The sequence below is a fragment of the Mycobacterium sp. 1165196.3 genome, from assembly GCF_001673415.1.
In the GTDB taxonomy this organism is placed as follows: Bacteria; Actinomycetota; Actinomycetes; order Mycobacteriales; family Mycobacteriaceae; genus Mycobacterium; species Mycobacterium europaeum_A.
In genome coordinates this window covers 1-21,246 of the sequence record NZ_LZLU01000122.1, presented here as the reverse complement: position 1 = coordinate 21,246, position 21,246 = coordinate 1, and the positions used below count along the sequence as shown (strand labels likewise).

Sequence of the window (21,246 nt, the reverse complement as noted above, 5' to 3'; positions counted from 1 at the left end):
GACCCCGCTCAGGGCTGGCCAGGTTTGAGCCGCACGAACAGCGCTTCGGCTTCGGTCAGCAATCGATCGCCGTCGGTCAGCCGGCCCGACACGAAGATCTTGCGCCCGTCCACCCGATCGACGCCCGCGTCGAACTGCAGTTCCTTTTCGATCGGGACGATGTGGCGGTAGTCGATCTTGAGGTAGGCGGTGCGCTGGCGCGGGTTGCCGGTGAGCACCGAGGCCGACAAGCCAAGGACCGAGTCGAACAGCATGCCCAGCGCGCCGCCGTGCACGGCGCCATTGCGGCCCAGGTGGAACCGGGCGAAGCGGGCCTGGCCGTGGACGCGGCCGTCGTCGCCTCTGTGCGCCGACATCGGGATGGTCAGGATGTTGCCGCGCATCGGCAGGTCCATCCGCCGGCCCGACGGGGACGCCCATTCGTCGGCGTCGTAGGGGGCCAGCAGCGCCGACACCTTCTCCAGCAGGTCGGTCGCCTCGGTGATCACCTCGTCGGGCGCGTCGGCGGCCCGGGCGTGATCCTGCAACGAGCGCACGGCCTCGATGAACCTGCCGTAGTCGGGCCCGCCCTTGGTCGTCGGTTCCGGCGGATTGAACCCGCCGCCGGGGTGTCGCTGGTGTTCGGCCACCACCACACCGTATTGCCCGGCCGGCGGGCTTTCGCGCGGTGGTTAGGCCGGCTGCTGGGCGCCGGCCGCCGACAACGTCTCGAATTCGTCGTCGGACAGCTCGATCTCGGCGGCGGCGACGTTCTCCTCGAGGTGCGCGACCTTGGACGTCCCCGGGATCGGCACCATCACCGACGAGCGTTTCAGCAGCCAAGCCAGCGCCAACTGTGACGGCGAGGCGTCGTGGTCGGCGGCGATGCGCTGTAGCGGGCCGTCGGCGGCCGCCAGCGGCCCGGCCGCCAGCGGGAACCACGGGATGAACCCGATGCCCTGTTTGGTCGCCTCGTCGAGCAGCGGCTCGGCGCTGCGGGCCGTCAGGTTGTACATGTTCTGCACCGACACGATCTCGGTGATGCGCAGGGCGGTCTTCAGCTGGTCGACGTCGATCTCGGACAGGCCGATGTGGCGGATCTTGCCTTCGTTCTTCAGGGTGAGCAGCTCGCCCACCTGGTCTTCCAGCGGGAAGTTCGCATCGATGCGGTGCAGCTGGAACAGGTCGATGGTGTCGACGCCCAGCCGGCGCAGGCTCATCTCGCATTCCTGGCGCAGGTAATTCGGGTTGCCCAACGGAATCCAGACGTCGGGGCCCGTGCGCAGCAGCCCCGCCTTGGTCGCGATCACCAGGCCGTCGTAGGGGTGTAGCGCCTCGCGGATGATCTCCTCGGAGTAGTACGGGCCGTAGGAGTCGGCGGTGTCGATGAAGTTCACCCCGAGTTCGACGGCCCGCCGCAGCACCCGGACGCACTCGTCGCGGTCGTCGGGCGGGCCCCACACGCCCTTGGCCGTCAGGCGCATGGCGCCGAAGCCGAGTCGGTTGACGGTCAGGTCACCGCCGAAGGTGAATGTTCCGGACGCCCCTGCAACAGTTTTCGTGTTTTCTGCGGTCACACCTTTAGACCGTACGCGCCGAATGCCACCGCGCATCCCGGCGTGGCAAGCTGAGCACGTGGACCTGCGCGCGCTCGAGGAACTACCCCTGACCTACCCCGAAGTGGGGGCGACCGCGAGCGGCGATCTGCCCGCCGGCTACGACCATCAACACGCCGAGCGCCAAATCGGCACGGGCCAGCAGCGTTTCGAGCAGGCCGCGGCCGCCGTCATGCGCTGGGGCATGCAGCGCGGGTCCGGGTTGCGCGTGCAGGCCAGCTCCGAGATCGCCGTCGTCGACGCGGTGGTGGTGGTGAAGCTCGGCTTTGTGCCGGCACCCTGCCGCGTCGTCTACGTCGTCGACGAACCCGACATCCGCGGCTTCGGCTATGGCACCCTGCCGGGCCATCCGGAGTCCGGCGAGGAACGCTTCGTGGTGCGGCGCGACCCGGCCACCTCGGCGGTGTACGCAGAGGTGTCGGCCTTCTCCCGGCCCGCGACCTGGTGGAGCAAGGCCGGCGGGCCGGTGGTGAAGGTCGGTCAGCGCCTCATCGCCAGGCGCTACCTGCGGGCGGTGTGACCGTCATCGGGTGGTGACGGCACCCCCGATGGCGCCCGTGTGCACGCCCTGCGCCAGCCGGGCCAGCGCGATTGCGCCGACGAGCAGACCGAAGTCGCGCAGCGCGACGTCGTAGAAGCCGGGCCCGCTGACCAGGTCGATGATGATGCCGGCCAGCCACGCCGCGACCACCCAGGCGCCGAGCCGCGGCGCCACCGCAACCAGCAGCCCGGCCACGATCTCGATGACCCCCACCAGGTACATGCACTGATCGGCGGTGCCGGGCACCAGATCGTCGATCCATCCGGCCAGGTACATGCTCCAGCGATGCGGGTGCGTCAGCAGGTTGAAGAACTTGTCCAGGCCGAAAACGATGGGCGCGACCGTGAATACGGCGCGCAGCGCGAAGTATGCCGAGTAGGCCGGATCCCGCAGCTGATCGGCCAGGGCGTTGGTGGTGCTGACGTGGTTGGTGCTCATGGCGACCTCCATTTCTAACGGATAATATTTTGAACGTTAGATTGGGTAGACTGTAGCGTCAAGGATTTTGTCTGTTAGAACGGGTGGTCGATGGACGACGCGGACGCCCTGGAGCGCGACGCCGCTGGTATCGGCGCGCTCGCCGACCCGGTGCGCCGCCAGCTCTATCAGTTCGTGTGCGCCCAACCAGGGCTCGTGAGCCGCGACCAGGCGGCCGACGCGGTGGGAATCCCCCACCATCAGGCCAAGTTTCACCTGGACCGGCTCACCGCCGAGGGTCTCCTGGAAACCGAGTTCGCGCGCCGCACCGGCCGCTCCGGGCCCGGCGCCGGACGGACCTCCAAGCTGTATCGGCGGGCGCGCCGCGACATCGCGGTCAGCCTTCCGCAGCGCGAATACGAGCTGGCCGGGCGCCTGATGGCGACGGCCATCGCCCGCTCGGCCGGTACCGGGGAGCCGGTCACCGAGGTGCTCAACCGCGTCGCCCGCGAGTACGGCCACTCGATCGGCGCCGGCAAGCGACCGCCCGCCGACGCCGCGACCGCGCTGCGGCGCGCGGTCAGCCTGCTCGGCCGGTACGGCTACGAGCCGCGGTTTTCCGACGACGAGGTCGAGCTCGCCAATTGTCCCTTCCACGCGCTGGCCCAGGAGCAGACGGAGCTGGCCTGCAACATGAACCACGCGCTGCTCACCGGCGTGGCCGACGCGCTCGCACCGCACGGCCCCGACGCCCGGCTCTGTCCCGGCCCGGACCGCTGTTGCGTCGTGCTCAGGCCCGCCCGCCGGTAGGCCCCCAGCGGGACAGCAATTCCTCGGCGCCGGTACACATCTCGTCGATGACGTCGGCCACCGACGCGTCGTCGCGGATCATCCCCACGCCCTGACCGGCATCCACCGGCGCGATCCGGCAATCGCCGGCGGCGATCGCGGCGGCCAGCTCATCGCAGGCGCCCGCGTCCAGCGCCTCCTCGTGGCCCGTCCAGTGCTCGACGAAGTCGTTGGCCAACACCCGCGACGGGAAGCGTGCGGGCCAGGGCAGGCCCTTGGCGACGTCGAAGACCCGCGTGACGGCGGTGTCGGTCTCGGTGGCCGTGACCAAAGCCCGGCGGCCCGTGTCGCCGGTCAACGCCTCCGGACACGCCGACAACCGGGTGCCCACCCACGCCCCGCTGGCGCCGGCGGCCAGCACCGCCGCCAGGCTGCGCGCCGAGGCGACACCGCCGCTGGCCAGCACCGGCACCGTGACGGCGTCCAGCACCGCATCCAGCAGCGGCAGCAGGCCCAGCTTGTCCTCGCCATGTCCGCCGCCCTCGGACCCGCGCGCGACCAGGATGTCGACGCCTGCGTCGACGGCCCGCCGCGCCCCGTCGCTATCGTAAACCTGTGTGACCGTGGGGATTCCGGCGTCATGCGCCTTGGCGACCCACGACCATTCGGTGCCGAAGCTGACCGACAACAGGACGGGCCGGGCGGCCAGCGCGTCCTCGAGCAGCCCGGCCTCGTTGCGCATCACCCAGTCGACCATGCCGATGCCGAACCGGCCCTCGACATGCTGGAGCTGCTCGGCCAGTAGCGCTCTGGTCGCGACGCTGCCCATGCCGACCATGCCGAGTCCGCCGGCCGCCGTCACCGCCGCGGCCAGGCGGCCGCCCGCGACGCCGCCCATCGGGGCGTTGACGATGGGGACCCGCAATCCGAAGCTCGTTGACCAGGGCGTCGACAACATCGGGGCTAGTGCGCCGACGGAATGGTCTTCAGCACGGTCAGCAGGACCACCGAATCCTCGACCGCGTGCAGGGCGTGCCGTTCGGCCGGAATCGCGACGTATTCGCCGGCCTTGCCGTCCCAGGCGTCGCCGCTGGTGGTCAGCCGCACGTGGCCCTGCAGCACCTGCAGGGTCGCCTCGCCGGGACTGTCGTGTTCGGACAGGTCGTGGCCGGCCAGCAGGGCCAGCACGGTCTGGCGAAGCTCGTGGCTGTGACCGCCGTGGATGGTGTGGGCGGCGCGTCCGCTGTGCGATTGCTTGGCCTCGGCGATCTTTGCGGCCGAGAGGTCGGTCAGCGAGATGGAATCCATGTCGGTCCTTCGAACTTTGCAAGGCCGCCTGGGGCCTCGTCGGTGGGCAGTTAGCCGCTCAGTAGCAGTATCCCCGCCACCACGAGGGCGACCACCTTGACCGCCTCCAGCGCGACGTAGAAGTAGTGGGCGCGCGAGCGCGGTCCGTCCGATCCGGCGAGCACCTTGTCCGCACGACGGGTCAGCGCCGGACGCACCGCGACCAGCTGGATCGCCAGGGCGGCGACCGCGACGGCGACGGCCACCGTGACGCCCGCCCGGGTGGGACCGGCCACCACGATGGCCCCGATGACCAGGGCGAAGGCCACCTCAACGGTGTTCAGCGCCCGAAAGACCAACCGCCCGATGCTCAGTCCGATCTGCAGCGTCACATTGGGCGCCCGGAATTTCAGCGGGGCTTCCAGGAACGAGATGGCCAGCACCATGCCGAGCCAGACGAAGGTCAGCGCGACGGCAAACGCTGTGCCGGTGGTCATTTGGCCGCCCCTTGCAGCGTCAGGTGAGCCACACACAGGTCCGGCTCGACGAATGGGTCGAGCCGGTCCACCGAGACGGGCGCCCCCCAGGTCTCCATGGCTCCCTGCATGAGGCCCAGATGCACCGGGCACACCACACTGGAGCGGTTTTCGGCCAATTCCAGAAACGGGCAGTGCCGCAACCCGACCTGCTGCTGTCCGTCGCTCACCCGTCGCTCGGGGGCGAAGCCGAGTTCGTCGAGCACGTCGATCAGATGGGCGATCGCCTCTTCGGCGCTGTCGGCGTCGTCGGGCAACGGGTGCAGCTCGGCGTCCATCTTCTGCCCCCACGCCCGGCCCGCGGCCAGGGCCTTGGGGCCGGGATCGCGCTCGGTGGCAAACGCCGTCGCCAAAATCTCGGCCAGCAGCCGATAGTGCCGCGTACCGCCGCGATCCATCTGCCGGACCGCCCGGAACATCAGCGGCGGCCTGCCCGGTCCCTTGCGGCCCAATTCGACGAGTTCCACCTGGCCGTCGGCGACCAGGCTGTCGAGATGGAAGCGAACGGTGTTGGGGTGCACGCCCAGCACGTCGGCGATCCCGGCGATGCTCATCGGATCCGGCGACGCCCGCAACAGCCGCATCACGGCCCGCCGCCGGCCGGCCGATTCCCCGCCCGACGAGTCCTGCGACTTGTCCACCTTCAACGCGCCCCTCCCGCTGCTTGCCCGTTACGCCTCGGTGACACTGGGCTGGCCCGCCACCAGCGGTGTATCGACACCGAGCGGACCGAGCTTGCCCGCCCCGCCCGGGGACCCCAAGGGGGCATCGCGACCCGGCAGCGTCTCCGCGAAGAACGCCTCATTGTCTGCCAGGTGCGGTTTGAGCTCCTCGGGCAGGTCATCTTCGTAGTAAATCGCCTCCACCGGACATACCGGTTCGCACGCGCCGCAATCGACGCATTCGTCGGGATGAATGTAGAGCGCCCGGCCGCCTTCGTAAATGCAATCCACCGGGCATTCGTCGACGCAGGCGCGGTCCATCACATCGATGCATGGCTTCCCGATCACGTAGGTCATGCGCTAGAGTTTACACAACGCCACTTGTAAAAACTAGAGGCGAAGTCGGAGAACCCATGGCGGCCAACGAACTTGACGTGCGCGGGCTGCGCAAGCCCGACCTGCATCCGAGGATCAAGCCGCTGGAAAGCTCTGCGGGGCAGGAGATCTGATGCCAGGACAACGAGCAGGTTTGCGGCCGACACCGGATTGCCCAACGCCAGCGGCGATGTCGTCATCTCAGAAGCGATGCTGAGCATGCAGGGCGACGCGGCCAAGCGGGCCATCGTCGCGGAGGCGGCGCGGGTATTGCGGCCTGGCGGACGCTACGCGATCCACGAACTCGCCCTCACTCCCGACGACGTGCCCGAGGAGATCAGCATCGACATCCGGCAGGCACTCGCCCGGGCGATCAAGGTGAACGCCCGGCCGTTGGCGGTCGCGGAGTGGTCGAACCTGCTCGCCGAGCACGGACTGGTGGTCGACCAGGTCGCGACGGCGCCGATGGCGCTGCTGCAGCCGCGCCGGCTGGTGTCCGACGAAGGGCTTCCCGGCGCGCTGCGATTCGCCAGGAACGTGCTGGCGCATCGCGACGCCCGCAAGCGGGTCCTGACCATGCGCCGCACGTTCCACAGGCACCGCAAGCGGCTGGCCGCCGTCGCCATCGTCGCCCACAAACCGGAATCCCCGGGCACCGCCTGACATCCGCTGCACCGCTTCGACCTTCGCCTTTGCACTCCCGGCGACTTTGGGCCCGTTCCGCAATCTGTGCGTGACGGTTTAGTGACGCCCCCTGACGTAACTTGGCTGCGGCAGTTGCGGGGAGAACAAAGGAGATTGCCGGCTATGGGTGTTACCCCACCGTTGTTGACGGAGTCCGACCTCGAGGCGCTGGCGTCGGACTTCCTGCAGTCGCATTACCTCGGATCGATCTACGCCGATTGGTCACCGGACCGACGGCTCGACGTGTTCCTGCGACGGCGGGGCCTCGTACGGGTGGCCAACGACGGCGACCTGTCCCACAACGTTTTGGAACGCATCATGGACCGGGGCCGCGCCACGATGGCGCGGCATTGACCCAACCGTTATTTCCGTAGGGCCAGGTAGGCGATCCGATGACCAAAAACCTCAAAAAAACGCGATTTCGCGCGGCGAAAATACCGGCCAACGCATTGGTACAGACGTACTATTGCGCCCTAGAGCTGAACGCGCCGCCGGGGTCGGATGAGTCGTTGAGGCTAGCGGGGAGGGCACGATGAATTCACCGAAATGGATGGTTCATTGGTCGCAGCGCAGGCCGACGGCCACGATCTACCAGCTGACCGACCGCCTCCACAAGGGACACATCGCTCGGGTGCCCGCGCACCAGATCACGGCGACGGTGGCGGCGTGGCTGGCCGACCTCGGTGCCGACAGCCCGTTGGTCGACGAGCTCGAGCGCGCGGTGTGCGGCGGCGACTGGGCGGCCGCGCACGCGCTCAGCGAGTGCTTGTCCATCGAGATCGCGGTGGCCGACTGAGAAGTCGCCAGCAAAGCGCGGTTCTTAATCGACATTATTGCTGGTTTTCATCGACAGTTTTGGTGACGTATATCGGCGTGCCCAACAGTTACGGGCGTGTCCGACCTCCCGACACAAACACGGTATCCGCAGGCCTCGCGGGGCCGCCGCGCGTCACACCACTGTCGTGACGACCGCGAGCAGGCGATACTCGCCACCGCCGAGCGGCTGTTGCAAGAACGGCCGCTGGCCGACTTTTCCGTCGACGATCTAGCAAAAGGCGCCGGGATCTCGCGGCCCACCTTCTACTTCTATTTCCGGTCCAAAAACGCGGTGCTGCTCTCGCTGCTCGACGAGATGAACGGCAAGGCGCAGGCGGCGCTGGGCGCCCTCGACGTGGTGTCATCCGGTGACCCCGAAGCGATCTGGCGGGCGCGCATCGAATCGTTCTTCGAGGTGTCCGGGTCGCACCGGGCGGTCGCCGTCGCCGGTGCGGCGGCCACGGCGACCAACCCGGAGGTGCGGCAGCTGTGGTCGGCGCTCATGAGCAGCTGGATCGCCTACACCACCATCGCGATCAAAGCCGAGCGCGGCCGCGGCGCCGCCCCCGACACCATCCCGGCCGCGGAATTGTCCGTGGCGCTTAACATGTTGAGCGAGCGGATGATGGCCGCGGCGTTCACCGCCGAGGATGGGGCCGTCCCCGAAGACCGGGTGATCGACACCCTGCTGCACATCTGGCTGGCCAGCATCTACCAGCGCTGAGCGAGCGCCGTTGCCGCACGGCTCAGGCCCGCGTCGATCAGCCGGTCGGCGGCGCCGACGTAGGTGGCGGACGCCTGCTTGCCCACCAGGTCGGCGATCGCCCGCTGCTCCCCCAAAACGTCCGTTGCGGCCAGGTTTTCGGCCATCCGCTGCGTGTGTACGGTCAGCCCCGCGAGCAGTTCGCCGCTGTGGGATGCCGCGACCAGGGTGCGCCGGGCCAGGGTGCGCAGGGTGTCCCATTCGGCGTGCCATGCCCCGTCGGGACGTTCGTCGCCGGTCAGCGCCGCCGCGGTGTGCAGCGTCGCGGCCAACGGGGGTGCGGCGATCGCGGCACGGCGGATCAGGATGGAGAGCACTGGATTTCGCTTGTGCGGCATCGACGACGAGCCGCCGCGGCCGGCCACCGCCGGCTCGCCGAGTTCGGCGATCTCCGGGCGGGCCAGCGTGACGACGTCGGAGGCGATGCGGCCCCAGCAGTCGGTGCAGCCGACGAAGGCGTCCGCGGCCGCGGTGACGGGCGCGCGGGCGGTGTGCCACACGGGCCGCTCGGCCAGGCCCAGTGCGGTCGCCGTGGCGTGCACCAGTTGCAGCGCGACCCCGGCCGGGTCGGTGGTAGCGGTGAGCAACGTCGCCAGCTCCGTCGTCGCCGCCAATGTGCCTGCGGCGCCGCCGATCTGGATCGGTGTGGTGAGCGCGGCCACCCGCTCGAACGCGTCGACGGTCGCGTTGAGCCAGGCGGTGGCCTTGGCGCCGAAGGTGGTGGGCGCGGCGTGCTGGGTGAGCGTGCGGGCCACCATGGGGGTGGCCCGGTGCCGGGTGACGAGTTCGGACAGCGCGGAAATCTGCTGGGCCAGTTGGGTTGTCAGGTCGTCGACGGCGGCGCGCACGGCCAGCATCAGGCCGGTGTCCAGGACGTCCTGGCTGGTGAGTCCGCGGTGAATCCAGGGCGCGACGGCCGGTTCGGCCCGCTGTCGTAGCAGCTTCACCAGCGGAATGGCCGGGTTGCCACCGTCCTCGGCGCCGACCGCCAGGGCCTCGCAATCGTGGGGTGTCACCAGATCCGACAGGTCCGCCGCCGCGCAGCCGGCCGGAGCCAGGCCGGCGGCCACCAGGGCGCTCAGCCACGCGGATTCCGTCGCGACCATCGATCCCAGCAGGGCCGCGTCGGTCAGGTGCTCACCGGCGCGATGGTCACCGGGCCACAACAGGTTGCTCATCGCGCGCCTTCGGAGTACGCCAGGAACACGGTCTCGGCCGGGCCCTGCAGATGGATGTCGAATCGGTAAGCGGCGCCGTCGTTTTCGGCGACGCAGAACAATGTGGGGCGGCGTTCGGCGGCGACCGCCGCCAGCAGCGGATCGGTGTGCGGGTCGGCGCCGGGCAGGTAGGCGCGGGTGAACAGCCGGTTGAGCAGTCCCCGCGCGAACACGGTGAGCGCGAAGAACGGCGGCGCCCCGCTGGCCGCCGGGCCGGGGGTCAGCGTGGTGAAGGAGTAGGTTCCGTCGGGGTCGGTCGCGCAGCGGCCCCATCCGGTGAACAGGGCGTGCTCGCGGCGCAGCGAACCGGGCTGCCGCACAACGTTTCCCGCGGAGTCGGGTTGCCACAGCTCCACCAGGGCGTCCGGGACGGCGACGCCGGCCCCGTCGTACACGGTGCCGTGCAGCCGGATGGCCCCCGGGTGGCCGGCGTCGACCATCAGGTTGTCACCGGGATACGGCAGTCCCAGATCGAGGAAGGGGCCGACGGTTTGCCCTGGCGTGCAGGGGAATTCAGTCATGCTCGCCCTGCGCCGGGGTCCGAGCAGCGCCCGCCAGCACGATGTCCCACCGGTACCCGGTGGCGTATTCCGGCTCGGTGAGGTCGTGGTCGTAGCGGGCGATCAGTCGTCGGCGTGCGGCGGGATCGAGGATCGACTGGAAGATCGGGTCCAGCTCGAACATCGGGTCGCCCGGAAAATACATCTGGGTGACCAGTCGCTGGGTGAAAGCCGTTCCGAAAACGGAGAAATGGATGTGCGCCGGGCGCCACGCGTTGTGGTGGTTGCGCCACGGGTACGGGCCGGGCTTGATGGTCAGGAACCGGTAGCTGCCGTCCGGCCCGGTCAGGCAGCGGCCCGCGCCGGTGAAGTTCGGGTCCAGGGGCGCCGGGTGCTGGTCGCGCTGATGGCGGTAGCGCCCGGCGGCGTTGGCCTGCCAGATCTCGACCAGCTGGCCCGCGACCGGCCGGCCGGCGGAGTCCAGGACGCGTCCGGTGACGACGACGCGCTCCCCTATCGGCTGGCCCGCCTGGCCGGCCGTCAGGTCGGCGTCGCGAGGGTCGACGTCCTGATGGCCGAAGCACGGTGCCCAGCGCTCGACGCCCTCGGGATCGACGACCACCAGGGGCTGCTTGGGATGGCGCAGCATGGTGCCGCGGTACGGCGGGTAGTCGAGCCGCGGCTGCCCGTGGTGCGCCCCAGCCGAGGCGGTGCCCCGGTATTGCGCTGCGATGCGGGCGATCTCCGCCGTGATGTCAGCCTGGCAAGCGACCCGCTCGGCGTCCATGTGCCGTGAGGCTACTCTCGGTGGCCCACCGAATCCCGCAAGCGGGCGATGTCGCCGACCAGACGTTTAGAGGGCGCGCACCAACGCCGCGCGGCCCTTGGTCCGCAGGCGGTGCAGGGCCGAGCCGCGATATTGCTCGATCTTGGCGGCCATCTTGTTGCCCAGCTCCTCGATCTGCGCGTCGGTGATCTGCACCTCCGGCGGAGCCGGGATCATGTCGCGTTCCTCTTCGTCGGCGTGCGCCTCCAGCACGGTCTTGAACGAGTTCCACTCGTCCTCATAGCCGGGTGCGCTCTGCGGCGTCTTGAGCAGCACCGAAAGCTGGTCCACCACCTGGCGGTGCTCGGCATGGGCGACCGCGATCAGCTTGCTGGCATCCTTGAGCGCCGGGTAGTACAGGTCGTCCTCGATGCGGAAGTGGATGTCGAGTTCGATCAGCAGGTCATCGAAAAGGGCATGGCGCTCTTCGGAATTCACCGGTGCGTCGCTGATCTTGCGGCCGAGGCCCTTGATCACGATGTGGTGTTCCTTCAAGACGTCGTAGGCGTTCAATTGACTCCTCCTTTGGCGATCCCTACCGCGCCGCCCGGAGCGGGCTGCCGCTCGCCGCGGACTTCGACCACTCCGTCGACCAACCGGGCCTCGTAACACGGCAGCGGCGCCGCGGCCGGACCGCGCACCACCTCGCCGGACTCGGCAGCGAACCATGAACCGTGCCAGGGGCAAACCAGCCGGCCGCGGTCCAACCAACCGTCGGCCATCGGCGCGGCCAGGTGCGGACAGAATTCGCCGTACGCCGCGACCTCACCGGGCTTGGTCTTGCAGACCACCAGGCCCACTCCGTCGACCTCGACGCGCACCGGCTTGCCGTTCAACGAACTCGCGGGCAGCACCGGCGTCCACATGGAGGTGCGCAGCCGCGGACCGGACTGGTCGATGCCGATCCCGGACTCGAAGACCAGCGCGCCGCCCAGGTAGCTGCCGGCGACGGTAATGGCGTAGCCCAGGGCGGTGAGCGCGATGCCGCGACCGTGGCGGCCCTTGTGCCGGTCCCACCAGGACTGCAGGTACAGCGCGGTGGCGGCCACGTTCACCAGGCCGTGCACCGCGCCGACGCGGCGATCCTCCTCGTGGGTGTGCTGCCAGTCGGTGACACCGGTGAGGGCCGAGCCCAGGCTGGCCAGGATGCCCACCCCCAGCGCGCGCGAGGCGAATCGGGAGGCGTCGACGACCTCGGATGCCGGCTGGCCGGGCAGGATGCTGAGCGCGTCGAGCGCCACCGTCGTACTCAGGGCGCCGCTGGTCAGCGACGCCAGCGGCGGGTGCACCGGGTGCCCCAGCCAGACGCCGTTGAGCGCGTTGGTGACGGTGTTGCGGGCGCCGCCGAGCCCGTTGTAGGCGAAGCTGAGCAGGTGTTCGAACCGATAGCTCGGTCGGTCGATCCACTCCTGGCGCCCGATAGCGGCCAGGACCCTCGATCCGACCTGCTGCAATCGACCCCCCCGTGGCCGACCAACCATGGCACCAGTTCCTTCCTCAGATCAGTAGAAAACCACGGTTAATCACCGCAAAACCGAATGATTACCCGTTGTTTACGCCGCGCTCACGGGCGCGGAGTGGCTGTCGTGAACCACCGTAGCCGCGGGCTTCGGCCGCGTAGTTGTGTGCAACCTGTGAATTGGCACCAAGCATTCTTGTAGAAACCTGGTGGCCTGGCTGCCTGGTGATTGACCTGCGCCCTCGGCTGCGGGACTCTACTAAGCGGAGAACATTTCTGTAGAACAGAAAGAACCGGAATGGCAGACCCGTGCCCCGACTTGGTCGAGGTGTTCGAGAACGTGCGCCGGGGGATGATCCCCGCGCACATCTACAACGACTCCGAGCTGTTCGCGCTGGAGAAGCAGCGGCTGTTCGCCCGGGCGTGGACGTTCGTGGGGCACGAGTCGGAGATCCCGCAGGACGGCGACTACATGGTGCGCCGCGTGCTCGACGATTCGTTCATCATCACCCGAGGTTCCGACGGCACGGTGCGGGCCCTGTTCAATATGTGCCTGCATCGCGGGATGCAGGTCTGTCGCGCGGAGATGGGAAACGCCTCCAACTTCCGCTGCCCCTACCACGGCTGGACCTACCGCAACGACGGCCGGCTCACCGGGTTGCCGTTTCACCGGGAGGCCTACGGCGGCGACGAGGGCTTCGCCAAGGGCCAAACCCTGTTGCCCGCACCGAAATTCGCCAGTTACAACGGCTTGCTGTTCATCAACATGGACCGAGGCGCCGAACCGCTCGAAGAGTTCCTCGGCGACTTCAGGTTCTATCTGGACTACTACACCAGGCAAAGCGCCGGGGGCGTCGAGGTGCGCGGGCCGCAACGCTGGCGGATCAAGGCCAACTGGAAGATCGGCGCGGAGAACTTCGCGGGCGACATGTACCACACCCCGCACACCCACGCGTCCATCGTCGACATCGGGTTGTTCCGGGAGCCGAAAGCGCAGAAGCGCAAGGACGGCGCCACCTATTGGGCCCACCGCGGCGGTGGCACCACCTACAAACTTCCGCCGGGCGGCTTCGAGGAACGGATGCGCTACGTCGGCTATCCCGACGACATGATCGGCCGGATCAAGGGCGTCTGGACACCGCAACAGCAACGGGTGGTCGGCGAGGACGGCTTCATGATCTCGGCCGCCACCTGCTTTCCCAACCTCAGCTTCGTGCACAACTGGCCCAAGGTGCACGACCGGGAAGAGCAGGTGCTGCCGTTCATCTCCATCCGGCTGTGGCAGCCGATCAGCGCGAACGAGACCGAGGTGTGCTCGTGGTTCGCGGTGGACTCCGCCGCTGCGCCGCAGTACAAACAAGACTCGTACAAGGCGTATCTGATGTGCTTCGGGTCGACCGGCATGTTCGAACAAGACGACGTGGAGAACTGGGTGTCGCTGACCACCACCGCGGGCGGCTCGATGGCGCGACGGCTGCTGCTGAACAGCAGGATGGGTCTGCTCGCCGACGACCGCCCGGTCATCGAGGCGTTGCCGCCCAACGCATTCCACGGGCCCGGCCGCGCGCAGGTCGGCTACAACGAACACAACCAGCGAGCGTTGCTGAACATGTGGGCCGACTATCTGCAGCGGGTCCCGGCATGAGAAAGCCATTGCCATTCAACGACATTCGTCATCTCCAGGCGCATCAGTTCCTGGTGGACGAGGCATACCTGCTCGACGCCCAGCGGTATGAGGCGTGGCTGGACACCCTGACCGACGACGTCCGCTACGTCATGCCGGTGCGCGTCACGACCGCGCGCGGCGCCGGGTTCGACACCTCACCCGGCATGGACCATTTCGACGAGGACAAATACTCGCTGAGCCAGCGGGTCGCGCGCATGGGCACCGAGCACGCGTGGGCGGAGGACCCACCGTCGCGGCTGCGCCATTTCATCACCAACGTGCGCACCTTTGAGCCCGACGACCCAGAAGACACAGCGCACCTGGTCGTCGAATCGGCCGAGCTGCTGTTCCGCAGCCGGGGCGACGTCAACGACGGCGCCCTGCTGTCCTGCGGGCGCGAGGACGTGTTGCGCTGGAGTGATGAATCCAAAAAGACACTGAAGCTGGCCCGGCGCAAGATCATCGCCGACGAGTCGGTGCTACGGATGCAGAACCTGGCGGTGTTCTTATGAACGACGAGCTGCAGCGGCTGCTCGACGGCGCGGTCGGCGAAGCGATCAGTGTCGCAAACGAATTCACCGAGGTCGTGGTGCGCCGGGTCGACACCCGTAACGGGTCACGGCTGTTGATCAGCGCACCCAGATCCGGCCAGTGGATCACCCTGGACGCCCTTGAAATCGAGGCACTGACCTGGCAGAACCCCCGTACCCTGGCTGCCATGGTCGGCAATTCCCAGGCGCCACTGCTGCCCGACGACGGCGAACCCCAGCCGTGACCGGCTGGCTGGAAGGCAAACGTGCCCTGGTCGTGGGCGCAGGTTCGGGCATCGGACGGGCCGTGGTGGCGGCCTTCGGCGCCGAGGGTGCGAATGTTGCCGTGCTGGAACGTGATCCACACAAGTGCGACGCGCTGCGCCAGCAGTTGCCGCAGGTGCCGGTGATCGAGGGCGACGCCACCACCCGGGAGGCCAACGACCGGGCCGTCGCCGCCGCGGTGGATACCTTCGGCGGGCTGGATACCCTGGTCAACTGCGTCGGGGTGTTCGACTTCTACCGGGGTGTGGGCGACATCGAGGCCGACGCGCTTGCCGAGGCGTTCGACGAGATGTTTCGCACCAATGTGCTCAGCCATCTGCAATCGGTCAAGGCGGCGACCCCGGCCCTGCGGGCCGCGCCGGGATCCTCGATCGTGCTGACCGAGTCCGCGTCGTCGTTCTACCCCGGGCGCGGCGGCGTGCTCTACGTGTCGTCGAAATTCGCTGTGCGCGGCCTGGTTTCGGCGCTGGCCCACGAACTGGCCCCGCACATCCGGGTCAACGGGGTGGCACCCGGCGGCACGCTCAACACCGACCTGCGTGGCCTGTCCAGCCTGGGACTCGACGCGACCCGGCTGGACGACAGCCCGGGCCGGGCGAGCGACATCGCCGCGCGCACTCCCCTGCGCGTCGCGCTCACCGGCGAGGACCACGCGTGGAGTTACGTGTTCCTGGCCTCCGAACGGTCCCGCGGGATCACCGGCGAAACCGTGCGACCCGACGGCGGATTCGGGTTGGGCGCACCGCGATGACGGACCTGGACCAGCACCGCGCCGTGGTGGCGCAGGGCTGCCGCGTCGCCGCGGCCCGCGGCCTGGTCGACGGCGTCCTCGGCCACCTGAGCCTGCGAATCGACGACGAGCACCTGCTGGTGCGCTGCCGAAGCGATGCCGACACCGGGGTGGCGTTCACCCGGCCCGGCGACATCCGGCTCATCAGATTCGATGGAACCGCCGGCGCCCCAGGCGAACTCGATGGCTACCGCGTACCCAACGAATTGCCGATCCACGTCGAGACGATGCTGGCCGATCCGGGGCACGCCGCCGTCGCGCACCTGCACCCACCCGACGTGGTCGCCGCCGACCTGGCCGGCATCACGATCCGGCCCATCTACGGCGCCTACGACATCCCCGGCGCCCGGCTGGCCCGCGGCGGCGTCCCCGTCTACGAACGCGCGGTGCTGATCCGAAATTCGCGCCTGGGCAAGGAGATGGTGGCGGCGATGCGCGGCCGTCCGGTGGTGATCTGCCGGGGACACGGAATCACCAGCGCCGCCGCCACGGTGGCGCAGGCGGTGCTGCAGGCCATCAGCCTCGACGCGCTGGCCCGGATGTCGTTGCGGGTGCGCGCGGCCGGGGGCACGCTGCGCGACATCGACGACGCGGACTGGGATGACCTGCCGGACTTGGGATCCGCGTTCACCGCCGAGGCGGCCTGGCGCCACGAAGTGGCACGCCTGGGCGATCAACAGCCGAGCTGATCGCCGATCTCCTTGGCGGCCGCCACAAGTGCGGCGGCCACCACCGGATACCGGGCGGCGTCCAGCCGGTTTTGCGGCGCCGCGGCGTTGAGCGCGAGCCGCAGCCCCGGCGCGCGGCTCGGGATCGGCACGGCGACCGAGGCGACGCCTTCCTCGCTCTCCTCGGAGTTGGTGGCGTAACCGCGCTCGCGGATTCCGGCGAGCTCGGCTTCCAACTCGGTGCGGCTGCCGATCGAATGCGCGGTGATCCGCTGAAGCTGCTCGCCCGGCAACAACGCACGCAACTCCGGTGACGGCAACTGCGCCAGCATGACCTTGCCCGTCGACGTGCAATGGGCCGGCATGGCCCGGCCCAGCCGCGACGCGACCCGCACCGCGGCCGGCCCCTCGACCGCGGCAACGAACCGCACGCTGGCCCCGTCCAGCATTCCGACGTGCACGGTCTCACGCAGCTGTTCGGACAGGCTGCGCATGACGGGCGCGGCGGATCGGGCGATGTCGATGCGACCGAAGATCGCGAACGCCACCCCGGTCAACGACGGGCCGGGCAGGTACGCCTTGGACACCGGGTCTTGCCGGACGAACCCGCGATAGGCCAGCATCGCCAGCAACCGGTGTGCGGTCGACGACGCCACACCCAGATAGCGGGTCGCCTCGCTCAACCGGATCTGGGGCCGCTCGCCCAACAGCAGCAGCAGCTTGAGCGCGTTGTCCACCGACTCGATCGGGTACTGCGGCGCAAGCGAATCGGCGTCCGGCGCCGTCGCGGCGTCCCCGGCGCCCGGCTCACGCTTGTGTGGCATGGGTCCACGGTAACCAGTTATGGGCGCTGATTCGGGTTATTCTCGGCTGCGTGAGCGGGGCTGTTCGCGCTGGATACCGCCGTTACGTCGCCATCGGCGACAGCCAGACCGAGGGCTTGTGGGACGGCGACGACACCGTCGGCCTGCTCGGGTTCGCCGACCGCCTCGCGGTGCGGGTCGATTCGCTCTATCCCGGCCTGCAATACGCCAACCTGGCGATCCGCGGTAAGCGGATCAACCACGTGCTCACCGAGCAGCTTCCACAGGCGCTGGCGATGCGCCCGGACCTGATCACCGTGTGCGCCGGGATGAACGACGTCATCCAGCCCGGGCGATCGTTTCGCCCCGCCCTGGCCGACCTCGAACACGTCTACGCCGCGCTGGCCGAATCGGGGGCGACGGTGGTGACGACGACCTTCCCGAACGTCGCCCAGTTCCTGCCCCTGGGGTGGCTGGTGGCCGGGCGGCTTGCCCGCATCAACGCGGCGATCACCGCGGCCGCCCACCGCTACGGGTTCGCGCTCGTCGACCTGTACAACGCGCCCTCGATGCGCGAGCTGGACACCTGGGCCATCGACCGGGTCCACGCCTCGACCAAGGGCCACATCCTGTTCGCCGATGCGGCCGCCGAGGCGCTCAATCTGCCTGACAGCAACCATGATTGGGCCCTCGGCCGCCGCAACCCCGCCCAGCGTTCCTTTGCGGCCGGCACATACGAACAGTGGCGCTGGACGCAGGAGAGTTTCTTTCCGTGGATCTGGCGGCGGCTGCGCGGCCTCTCGTCGTACGACGGGCGCGAACCCAAGCGTCCGCGCCTGGCGGGGCTGGACACCCCGCGCGAGTTCGACCGCGCACCTCAAGGCACGGAACCGAGGTCGGTCAGGCATCCTTGACGCATGAATCTCGAGCCCCTGCTGCACTCGATTCCGCCGCTCGCGGTCTACCTGGTGGTCGGCGGCGTCGTCGGGATCGAGAGCCTGGGCATTCCGCTGCCGGGTGAGATCGTGCTGGTCACCGCGGCGCTGATGTCGTCGCACCACGACCTGGCCGTCAATCCGCTCGGGGTCGGCATCGCCGCGGTGATCGGCGCGGTGATCGGCGATTCGATCGGCTACGCGATCGGACGCCGCTTCGGCATGCCGCTTTTCGACCGGCTCGGGCGGCGGTTCCCCAAACACTTCGGGCCCGGACACGTCGCGCTGGCCGAAAAGCTGTTCAACCGCTGGGGTGTTCGCGCCGTCTTCCTGGGCCGCTTCATCGCACTGCTGCGGATCCTGGCCGGGCCGCTCGCGGGTGCGCTGAAGATGCACTACCCCCGATTCCTGGCGGCCAACGTCTCGGGCGCCATCTGCTGGGCGGGCGGCACCACCGCACTGGTGTACTTCGCCGGAATCGCCGCCGAACGCTGGCTGGAACGGTTCTCCTGGATCGGGCTGGTGATCGCCGTCGTAGCCGGGCTGACCGCCGCAATCCTGTTGCGGGAACGCACATCTCGGATGATCGCCGAGCTGGAGGTCGAGCATTACCGCAAGGCCGGCAGCACCGCGCCGGACAGCGTCTGACTAGACGGCCTCGCCGGTGTCCGCCACCAGCGGCGGCCGGTGTTCGTCGATCAACGCGCGGGCCATCTTGCGGGCGCGCAGCGCGGCGTCGAGATCCCCGACGGCGGCCAGGATGATGGCGCCCTTCATCAGGATGTGCCACGACGACGCGAAGTCCTCGACGTCGGTCAAACCCGCCGCCACGGCGCGGCGACGCACGATGTCGCGGACGTGCTCGATGTGGCCGATGCAGGCCTGCCCGATCGGATGTTCGGGCCCCAGCTCGAGCAGCACGTTGATGAACGAGCAGCCCTCGTACCGGTCGCGCAGCTGAAACCAGTCGTGCATGACGTCGAAGATCGCCAGCAACTGTTCCTCGGGGGTGCTGCCGCGCTGCCGCGACTGCTCCTCGATCAACCCGTGCGTCCAGAGCTCCTCGCGACGCTGCAGTACCGCCAGCACCAGGTCATTCTTGGTCGCGAAATGGCGGTACAGCGTCGCCCTGGCGACACCGGCCCGCCCGATCACCTCGTCGGTGCCCACCGCGCGGATGCCACGCCTGCTGAACAGGTCATACGCCGCGGTCAGAACGCGTTCGCGGGGCGACGCGGCCGGGGTTCCGACATCGGGAGTTGTCATACCAGGCCTTACCGTACTCTTAGGCCCCTGCAGGTAGACAGACCGCCCTGTCTCGTTATAGAAATGAGATTCGCATCCGCGAACAGTCTGTCTTCAGACATTAGGACGGGCACCATCGAGGCGTCTGCGACGCCTGTCGATCAGGGGGTCCATCATGAATTCCGTCATTGTCGAGGCGATGCCGACCACTCATCTGACGCTGAGCACAAAACTTGTCTACGAACTCGGCGACCCGAACAGCACTCTGCGGGCCACCGCGGATCGCAGCGGCCCGTCGGTGGTGATCTACGCCGGCGGCGAGGTCGACGCCTGCAACGAGGGCACCTGGCGCCACCTGGTGCGCGAGGCGGCCAGCGGCGTTACCGCCCCCGGCCCGTTCGTGGTCGACGTCACCGGGCTCGACTTCATGGGTTGCTGCGCGTTCGAGGTCCTCGCCGACGAGGCGAAAAGTTGCCAGGACCGCGGCATCGACCTACGCCTGGTCAGCTGCGAGCCGCTCGTCGCCCGCATCGTCGACGCCTGCGGGCTGTCCGGCGTGCTGCCCATCTACCCCACCGTCGACTCCGCGCTGTCCGCGGCTGACCGCTGGTAGACACCGGGCCGTAACCGGCTCAATGGCCGACCATCCCACGATGGGTGCCGAGGAGGAATTCCTCCTCATCGACCCGAGAACCGGCGAGCCCGCCCCGCACAACGCCGCCGTGGCCGCAGAGGCCAAGAAGCGCGGGGTCGAACTGCAGCTCGAGCTCAGCAGTTGCCAGGTGGAAACCACGTCGAACGTGGCGGCCACCAGCGCCGAGCTCGGCGCGGAGCTGAGCCGGCTGCGGCGTACCGCGGCGCAGGCCGCCGAGGCCGCCGGGGTTACGCTGCTGGCCTGTGGCCTGCCGCCTTCCACGCCGCACGAGTTCCCGGTCACCGACACCCCGCGCTACCGGCGGATCGGTGAAGAGTTCGGCATGATCGCCCACGAGCAGGGAATCTGCGGATGCCACGTGCACGTGCAGGTGCCCGACCGTGCCGCGGCCATCCATGTCAGCAATTGGCTTCGGCCGTGGTTGCCGACTTTGCTTGCGCTGTCGGCTAATTCACGGGTGTACCGCAGCGCGGACAGCGGCCATGCGAGCTGGCGCAGCGTGCTGTGGCGGCGGTGGCCCGCCGCCGGGGCGCCGCCCTATTTCGCCTCGCCCGACGAGTATGACGACGCCGTGCGCATGCTGGTCGACAACGGGGTGATCCTGGACAAGGACATGATCTATTGGGACGTGCGCCCTTCCGCCGATTTCCCGACGGTGGAGGTCCGGGTGGCCGACGTGCCGGCCACCGTCGCCGAAACGGTGCTGCTCGCCACCCTGATCCGGGCGGCGGTGATGACCGCCCTCGACTCGACCGACGACGCCCGGCGGCTGCCACCCGGCGCGCTGCGCGCGGCGTACTGGAAGGCCGCACACGACGGATTGTCCGGCCACACACTCGATTTGATCCACGGCCGCGGCGCGGTACCGGCGGCCGAGCAGCTGGGGGCGCTGGTGCGGCGGGTGCGGCCGGCCCTGGAATCGCTGGGCGAATACGACCGCGTTCGCGACGAACTCACCCGCGTGGTAGCCGACGGCAACGGGGCGATGCGTCAGCTGCGGACGTGGCGCAAGCGCGGCGAGGTGTCCGATGTCATCGCCGAAGCCGCCGCGGCGACGCTGAGCTGACACGAATCGCGTTGGTGTACGTGATTTCCCGTCAGGTCACCGCGAGCAGGCGATAGAGCCCGATCAGTCCCACGGCCACGATGATCGCCCGCAGCGCATTGCCCGACAACCGCCGCCCGTAGCGCGCGCCGAGCAG

29 protein-coding genes and 2 pseudogenes are annotated in these 21,246 nt (G+C 69.0%); 15 read left to right on the top strand and 16 right to left on the bottom strand.

Annotated elements, in window-relative coordinates:
* Positions 1–8: 8 nt before the first annotated feature.
* Entirely contained in the window at positions 9–635 is a 627-nt protein-coding gene (locus tag A5659_RS13360) for a PaaI family thioesterase (RefSeq protein WP_067181718.1), read from the bottom strand.
* 36 nt (positions 636–671) lie between these two features.
* Positions 672–1,556 carry an aldo/keto reductase gene (locus A5659_RS13355; RefSeq protein WP_231997824.1) on the bottom strand — a complete coding sequence of 295 codons (885 nt, stop codon included), beginning with the start codon at positions 1,554–1,556 and terminating at the stop codon, positions 672–674.
* Between the two features lie 58 nt (positions 1,557–1,614).
* Here A5659_RS13355 and A5659_RS13350 point away from each other — a divergent pair, with 58 nt between their 5' ends.
* Positions 1,615–2,115, top strand: coding sequence for a DUF1990 family protein (locus A5659_RS13350; RefSeq protein WP_066866084.1), 501 nt, complete (start codon positions 1,615–1,617; stop codon positions 2,113–2,115).
* A gap of 3 nt (positions 2,116–2,118) precedes the next feature.
* Here A5659_RS13350 and A5659_RS13345 read toward each other — a convergent pair whose 3' ends face one another.
* A complete protein-coding gene (locus A5659_RS13345; protein ID WP_067024659.1) occupies positions 2,119–2,574 on the bottom strand; it encodes a DoxX family membrane protein in 456 nt (151 codons plus the stop codon).
* Between the two features lie 90 nt (positions 2,575–2,664).
* Here A5659_RS13345 and A5659_RS13340 point away from each other — a divergent pair, with 90 nt between their 5' ends.
* Positions 2,665–3,363 (top strand): metalloregulator ArsR/SmtB family transcription factor, encoded by a 699-nt coding sequence (locus A5659_RS13340; RefSeq protein WP_067181711.1) that lies wholly within the window; start codon positions 2,665–2,667, stop codon positions 3,361–3,363.
* Here the strand turns inward: A5659_RS13340 and A5659_RS13335 are convergent.
* The 5 genes from A5659_RS13335 to fdxA all read right to left on the bottom strand — a co-directional run bounded on the left by A5659_RS13335 (position 3,344) and on the right by fdxA (position 6,184).
* Positions 3,344–4,300 carry a nitronate monooxygenase family protein gene (locus A5659_RS13335; protein ID WP_067181708.1) on the bottom strand — a complete coding sequence of 319 codons (957 nt, stop codon included), beginning with the start codon at positions 4,298–4,300 and terminating at the stop codon, positions 3,344–3,346. The genes A5659_RS13340 and A5659_RS13335 overlap by 20 nt on opposite strands.
* A gap of 5 nt (positions 4,301–4,305) precedes the next feature.
* Entirely contained in the window at positions 4,306–4,650 is a 345-nt protein-coding gene (locus A5659_RS13330) for a cupin domain-containing protein (RefSeq protein WP_067181705.1), read from the bottom strand.
* 50 nt (positions 4,651–4,700) lie between these two features.
* The gene (locus tag A5659_RS13325) at positions 4,701–5,126 is read right to left on the bottom strand and encodes a hypothetical protein (protein ID WP_067181702.1); all 426 of its coding nucleotides are present in this window, start codon (positions 5,124–5,126) and stop codon (positions 4,701–4,703) included.
* Positions 5,123–5,749, bottom strand: coding sequence for a metalloregulator ArsR/SmtB family transcription factor (locus A5659_RS13320; RefSeq protein ID WP_231997825.1), 627 nt, complete (start codon positions 5,747–5,749; stop codon positions 5,123–5,125). Before A5659_RS13320 ends, A5659_RS13325 begins: the two co-directional genes overlap by 4 nt.
* A gap of 87 nt (positions 5,750–5,836) precedes the next feature.
* Entirely contained in the window at positions 5,837–6,184 is a 348-nt protein-coding gene (fdxA, locus tag A5659_RS13315; RefSeq protein ID WP_066882188.1) for a ferredoxin, read from the bottom strand.
* Positions 6,185–6,328: 144 nt separating this feature from the next.
* On the opposite strand from fdxA, the pseudogene A5659_RS13310 reads away from it, so the two are divergent.
* The 4 genes and pseudogenes from A5659_RS13310 to A5659_RS13295 all read left to right on the top strand — a co-directional run.
* A pseudogene (locus A5659_RS13310) lies at positions 6,329–6,865 on the top strand (methyltransferase domain-containing protein); the annotation flags it as partial.
* A gap of 165 nt (positions 6,866–7,030) precedes the next feature.
* Positions 7,031–7,240, top strand: a complete 210-nt coding sequence (locus A5659_RS13305; RefSeq protein ID WP_197497999.1) for a hypothetical protein — start codon at positions 7,031–7,033, stop codon at positions 7,238–7,240.
* A 178-nt stretch (positions 7,241–7,418) separates the two neighbouring features.
* Positions 7,419–7,682, top strand: coding sequence for a hypothetical protein (locus A5659_RS13300; RefSeq protein WP_066882193.1), 264 nt, complete (start codon positions 7,419–7,421; stop codon positions 7,680–7,682).
* Between the two features lie 96 nt (positions 7,683–7,778).
* Complete coding sequence (locus A5659_RS13295; RefSeq protein ID WP_067181694.1) at positions 7,779–8,426, top strand: TetR/AcrR family transcriptional regulator; 648 nt, start codon at positions 7,779–7,781, stop codon at positions 8,424–8,426.
* On the opposite strand, the gene A5659_RS13290 is transcribed toward A5659_RS13295, so the two are convergent.
* From A5659_RS13290 to A5659_RS13270, 5 genes are all read right to left on the bottom strand, one after another.
* Positions 8,414–9,643: a lyase family protein gene (locus A5659_RS13290; protein WP_067181691.1), complete on the bottom strand. Its 1,230-nt coding sequence runs from the start codon at positions 9,641–9,643 to the stop codon at positions 8,414–8,416. The two genes, A5659_RS13295 and A5659_RS13290, sit on opposite strands and share 13 nt — an antisense overlap.
* The gene (pcaG, locus tag A5659_RS13285) at positions 9,640–10,203 is read right to left on the bottom strand and encodes a protocatechuate 3,4-dioxygenase subunit alpha (RefSeq protein WP_066882199.1); all 564 of its coding nucleotides are present in this window, start codon (positions 10,201–10,203) and stop codon (positions 9,640–9,642) included. Before pcaG ends, A5659_RS13290 begins: the two co-directional genes overlap by 4 nt.
* Positions 10,196–10,969 (bottom strand): protocatechuate 3,4-dioxygenase subunit beta, encoded by a 774-nt coding sequence (gene pcaH, locus A5659_RS13280; RefSeq protein ID WP_067181688.1) that lies wholly within the window; start codon positions 10,967–10,969, stop codon positions 10,196–10,198. The genes pcaG and pcaH overlap by 8 nt, the downstream gene beginning before the upstream one ends.
* A gap of 66 nt (positions 10,970–11,035) precedes the next feature.
* Positions 11,036–11,521, bottom strand: coding sequence for a hemerythrin domain-containing protein (locus A5659_RS13275; protein ID WP_066866110.1), 486 nt, complete (start codon positions 11,519–11,521; stop codon positions 11,036–11,038).
* Positions 11,518–12,489, bottom strand: a complete 972-nt coding sequence (locus A5659_RS13270; RefSeq protein ID WP_067181684.1) for a Rieske 2Fe-2S domain-containing protein — start codon at positions 12,487–12,489, stop codon at positions 11,518–11,520. The genes A5659_RS13275 and A5659_RS13270 overlap by 4 nt, the downstream gene beginning before the upstream one ends.
* Positions 12,490–12,765: 276 nt before the next feature.
* Here A5659_RS13270 and A5659_RS13265 point away from each other — a divergent pair, with 276 nt between their 5' ends.
* The 5 genes from A5659_RS13265 to A5659_RS13245 are packed head-to-tail and all read left to right on the top strand — an operon-like array spanning position 12,766 to position 16,427.
* Entirely contained in the window at positions 12,766–14,112 is a 1,347-nt protein-coding gene (locus A5659_RS13265) for a Rieske 2Fe-2S domain-containing protein (protein WP_067181681.1), read from the top strand.
* Entirely contained in the window at positions 14,109–14,645 is a 537-nt protein-coding gene (locus A5659_RS13260; protein WP_067181677.1) for a 3-phenylpropionate/cinnamic acid dioxygenase subunit beta, read from the top strand. Before A5659_RS13265 ends, A5659_RS13260 begins: the two co-directional genes overlap by 4 nt.
* Entirely contained in the window at positions 14,642–14,908 is a 267-nt protein-coding gene (locus A5659_RS13255; RefSeq protein ID WP_066882209.1) for a dihydrodiol dehydrogenase, read from the top strand. Before A5659_RS13260 ends, A5659_RS13255 begins: the two co-directional genes overlap by 4 nt.
* Positions 14,905–15,699 (top strand): 3-(cis-5,6-dihydroxycyclohexa-1,3-dien-1-yl)propanoate dehydrogenase, encoded by a 795-nt coding sequence (hcaB, locus tag A5659_RS13250; RefSeq protein WP_067181673.1) that lies wholly within the window; start codon positions 14,905–14,907, stop codon positions 15,697–15,699. The genes A5659_RS13255 and hcaB overlap by 4 nt, the downstream gene beginning before the upstream one ends.
* Complete coding sequence (locus A5659_RS13245; protein ID WP_067181669.1) at positions 15,696–16,427, top strand: class II aldolase/adducin family protein; 732 nt, start codon at positions 15,696–15,698, stop codon at positions 16,425–16,427. Before hcaB ends, A5659_RS13245 begins: the two co-directional genes overlap by 4 nt.
* Here the strand turns inward: A5659_RS13245 and A5659_RS13240 are convergent.
* Positions 16,412–17,230: an IclR family transcriptional regulator gene (locus A5659_RS13240; protein ID WP_067181666.1), complete on the bottom strand. Its 819-nt coding sequence runs from the start codon at positions 17,228–17,230 to the stop codon at positions 16,412–16,414. The two genes, A5659_RS13245 and A5659_RS13240, sit on opposite strands and share 16 nt — an antisense overlap.
* A 50-nt stretch (positions 17,231–17,280) precedes the next feature.
* Between A5659_RS13240 and A5659_RS13235 the strand changes: the two genes are divergently transcribed.
* The gene (locus A5659_RS13235) at positions 17,281–18,123 is read left to right on the top strand and encodes an SGNH/GDSL hydrolase family protein (RefSeq protein ID WP_082976050.1); all 843 of its coding nucleotides are present in this window, start codon (positions 17,281–17,283) and stop codon (positions 18,121–18,123) included.
* A gap of 3 nt (positions 18,124–18,126) precedes the next feature.
* Positions 18,127–18,792, top strand: a complete 666-nt coding sequence (locus A5659_RS13230; protein WP_067181659.1) for a DedA family protein — start codon at positions 18,127–18,129, stop codon at positions 18,790–18,792.
* On the opposite strand, the gene A5659_RS13225 is transcribed toward A5659_RS13230, so the two are convergent.
* Entirely contained in the window at positions 18,793–19,410 is a 618-nt protein-coding gene (locus A5659_RS13225; RefSeq protein WP_067025285.1) for a TetR/AcrR family transcriptional regulator, read from the bottom strand.
* Between the two features lie 154 nt (positions 19,411–19,564).
* On the opposite strand from A5659_RS13225, the gene A5659_RS13220 reads away from it, so the two are divergent.
* Complete coding sequence (locus tag A5659_RS13220) at positions 19,565–20,002, top strand: anti-sigma factor antagonist (RefSeq protein WP_067181656.1); 438 nt, start codon at positions 19,565–19,567, stop codon at positions 20,000–20,002.
* A gap of 22 nt (positions 20,003–20,024) precedes the next feature.
* A complete protein-coding gene (locus A5659_RS13215; RefSeq protein ID WP_067181648.1) occupies positions 20,025–21,110 on the top strand; it encodes a glutamate--cysteine ligase in 1,086 nt (361 codons plus the stop codon).
* Positions 21,111–21,141: 31 nt separating this feature from the next.
* On the opposite strand, the pseudogene A5659_RS27750 reads toward A5659_RS13215, so the two are convergent.
* A pseudogene (locus A5659_RS27750) lies at positions 21,142–21,246 on the bottom strand (sulfite exporter TauE/SafE family protein); the annotation flags it as partial.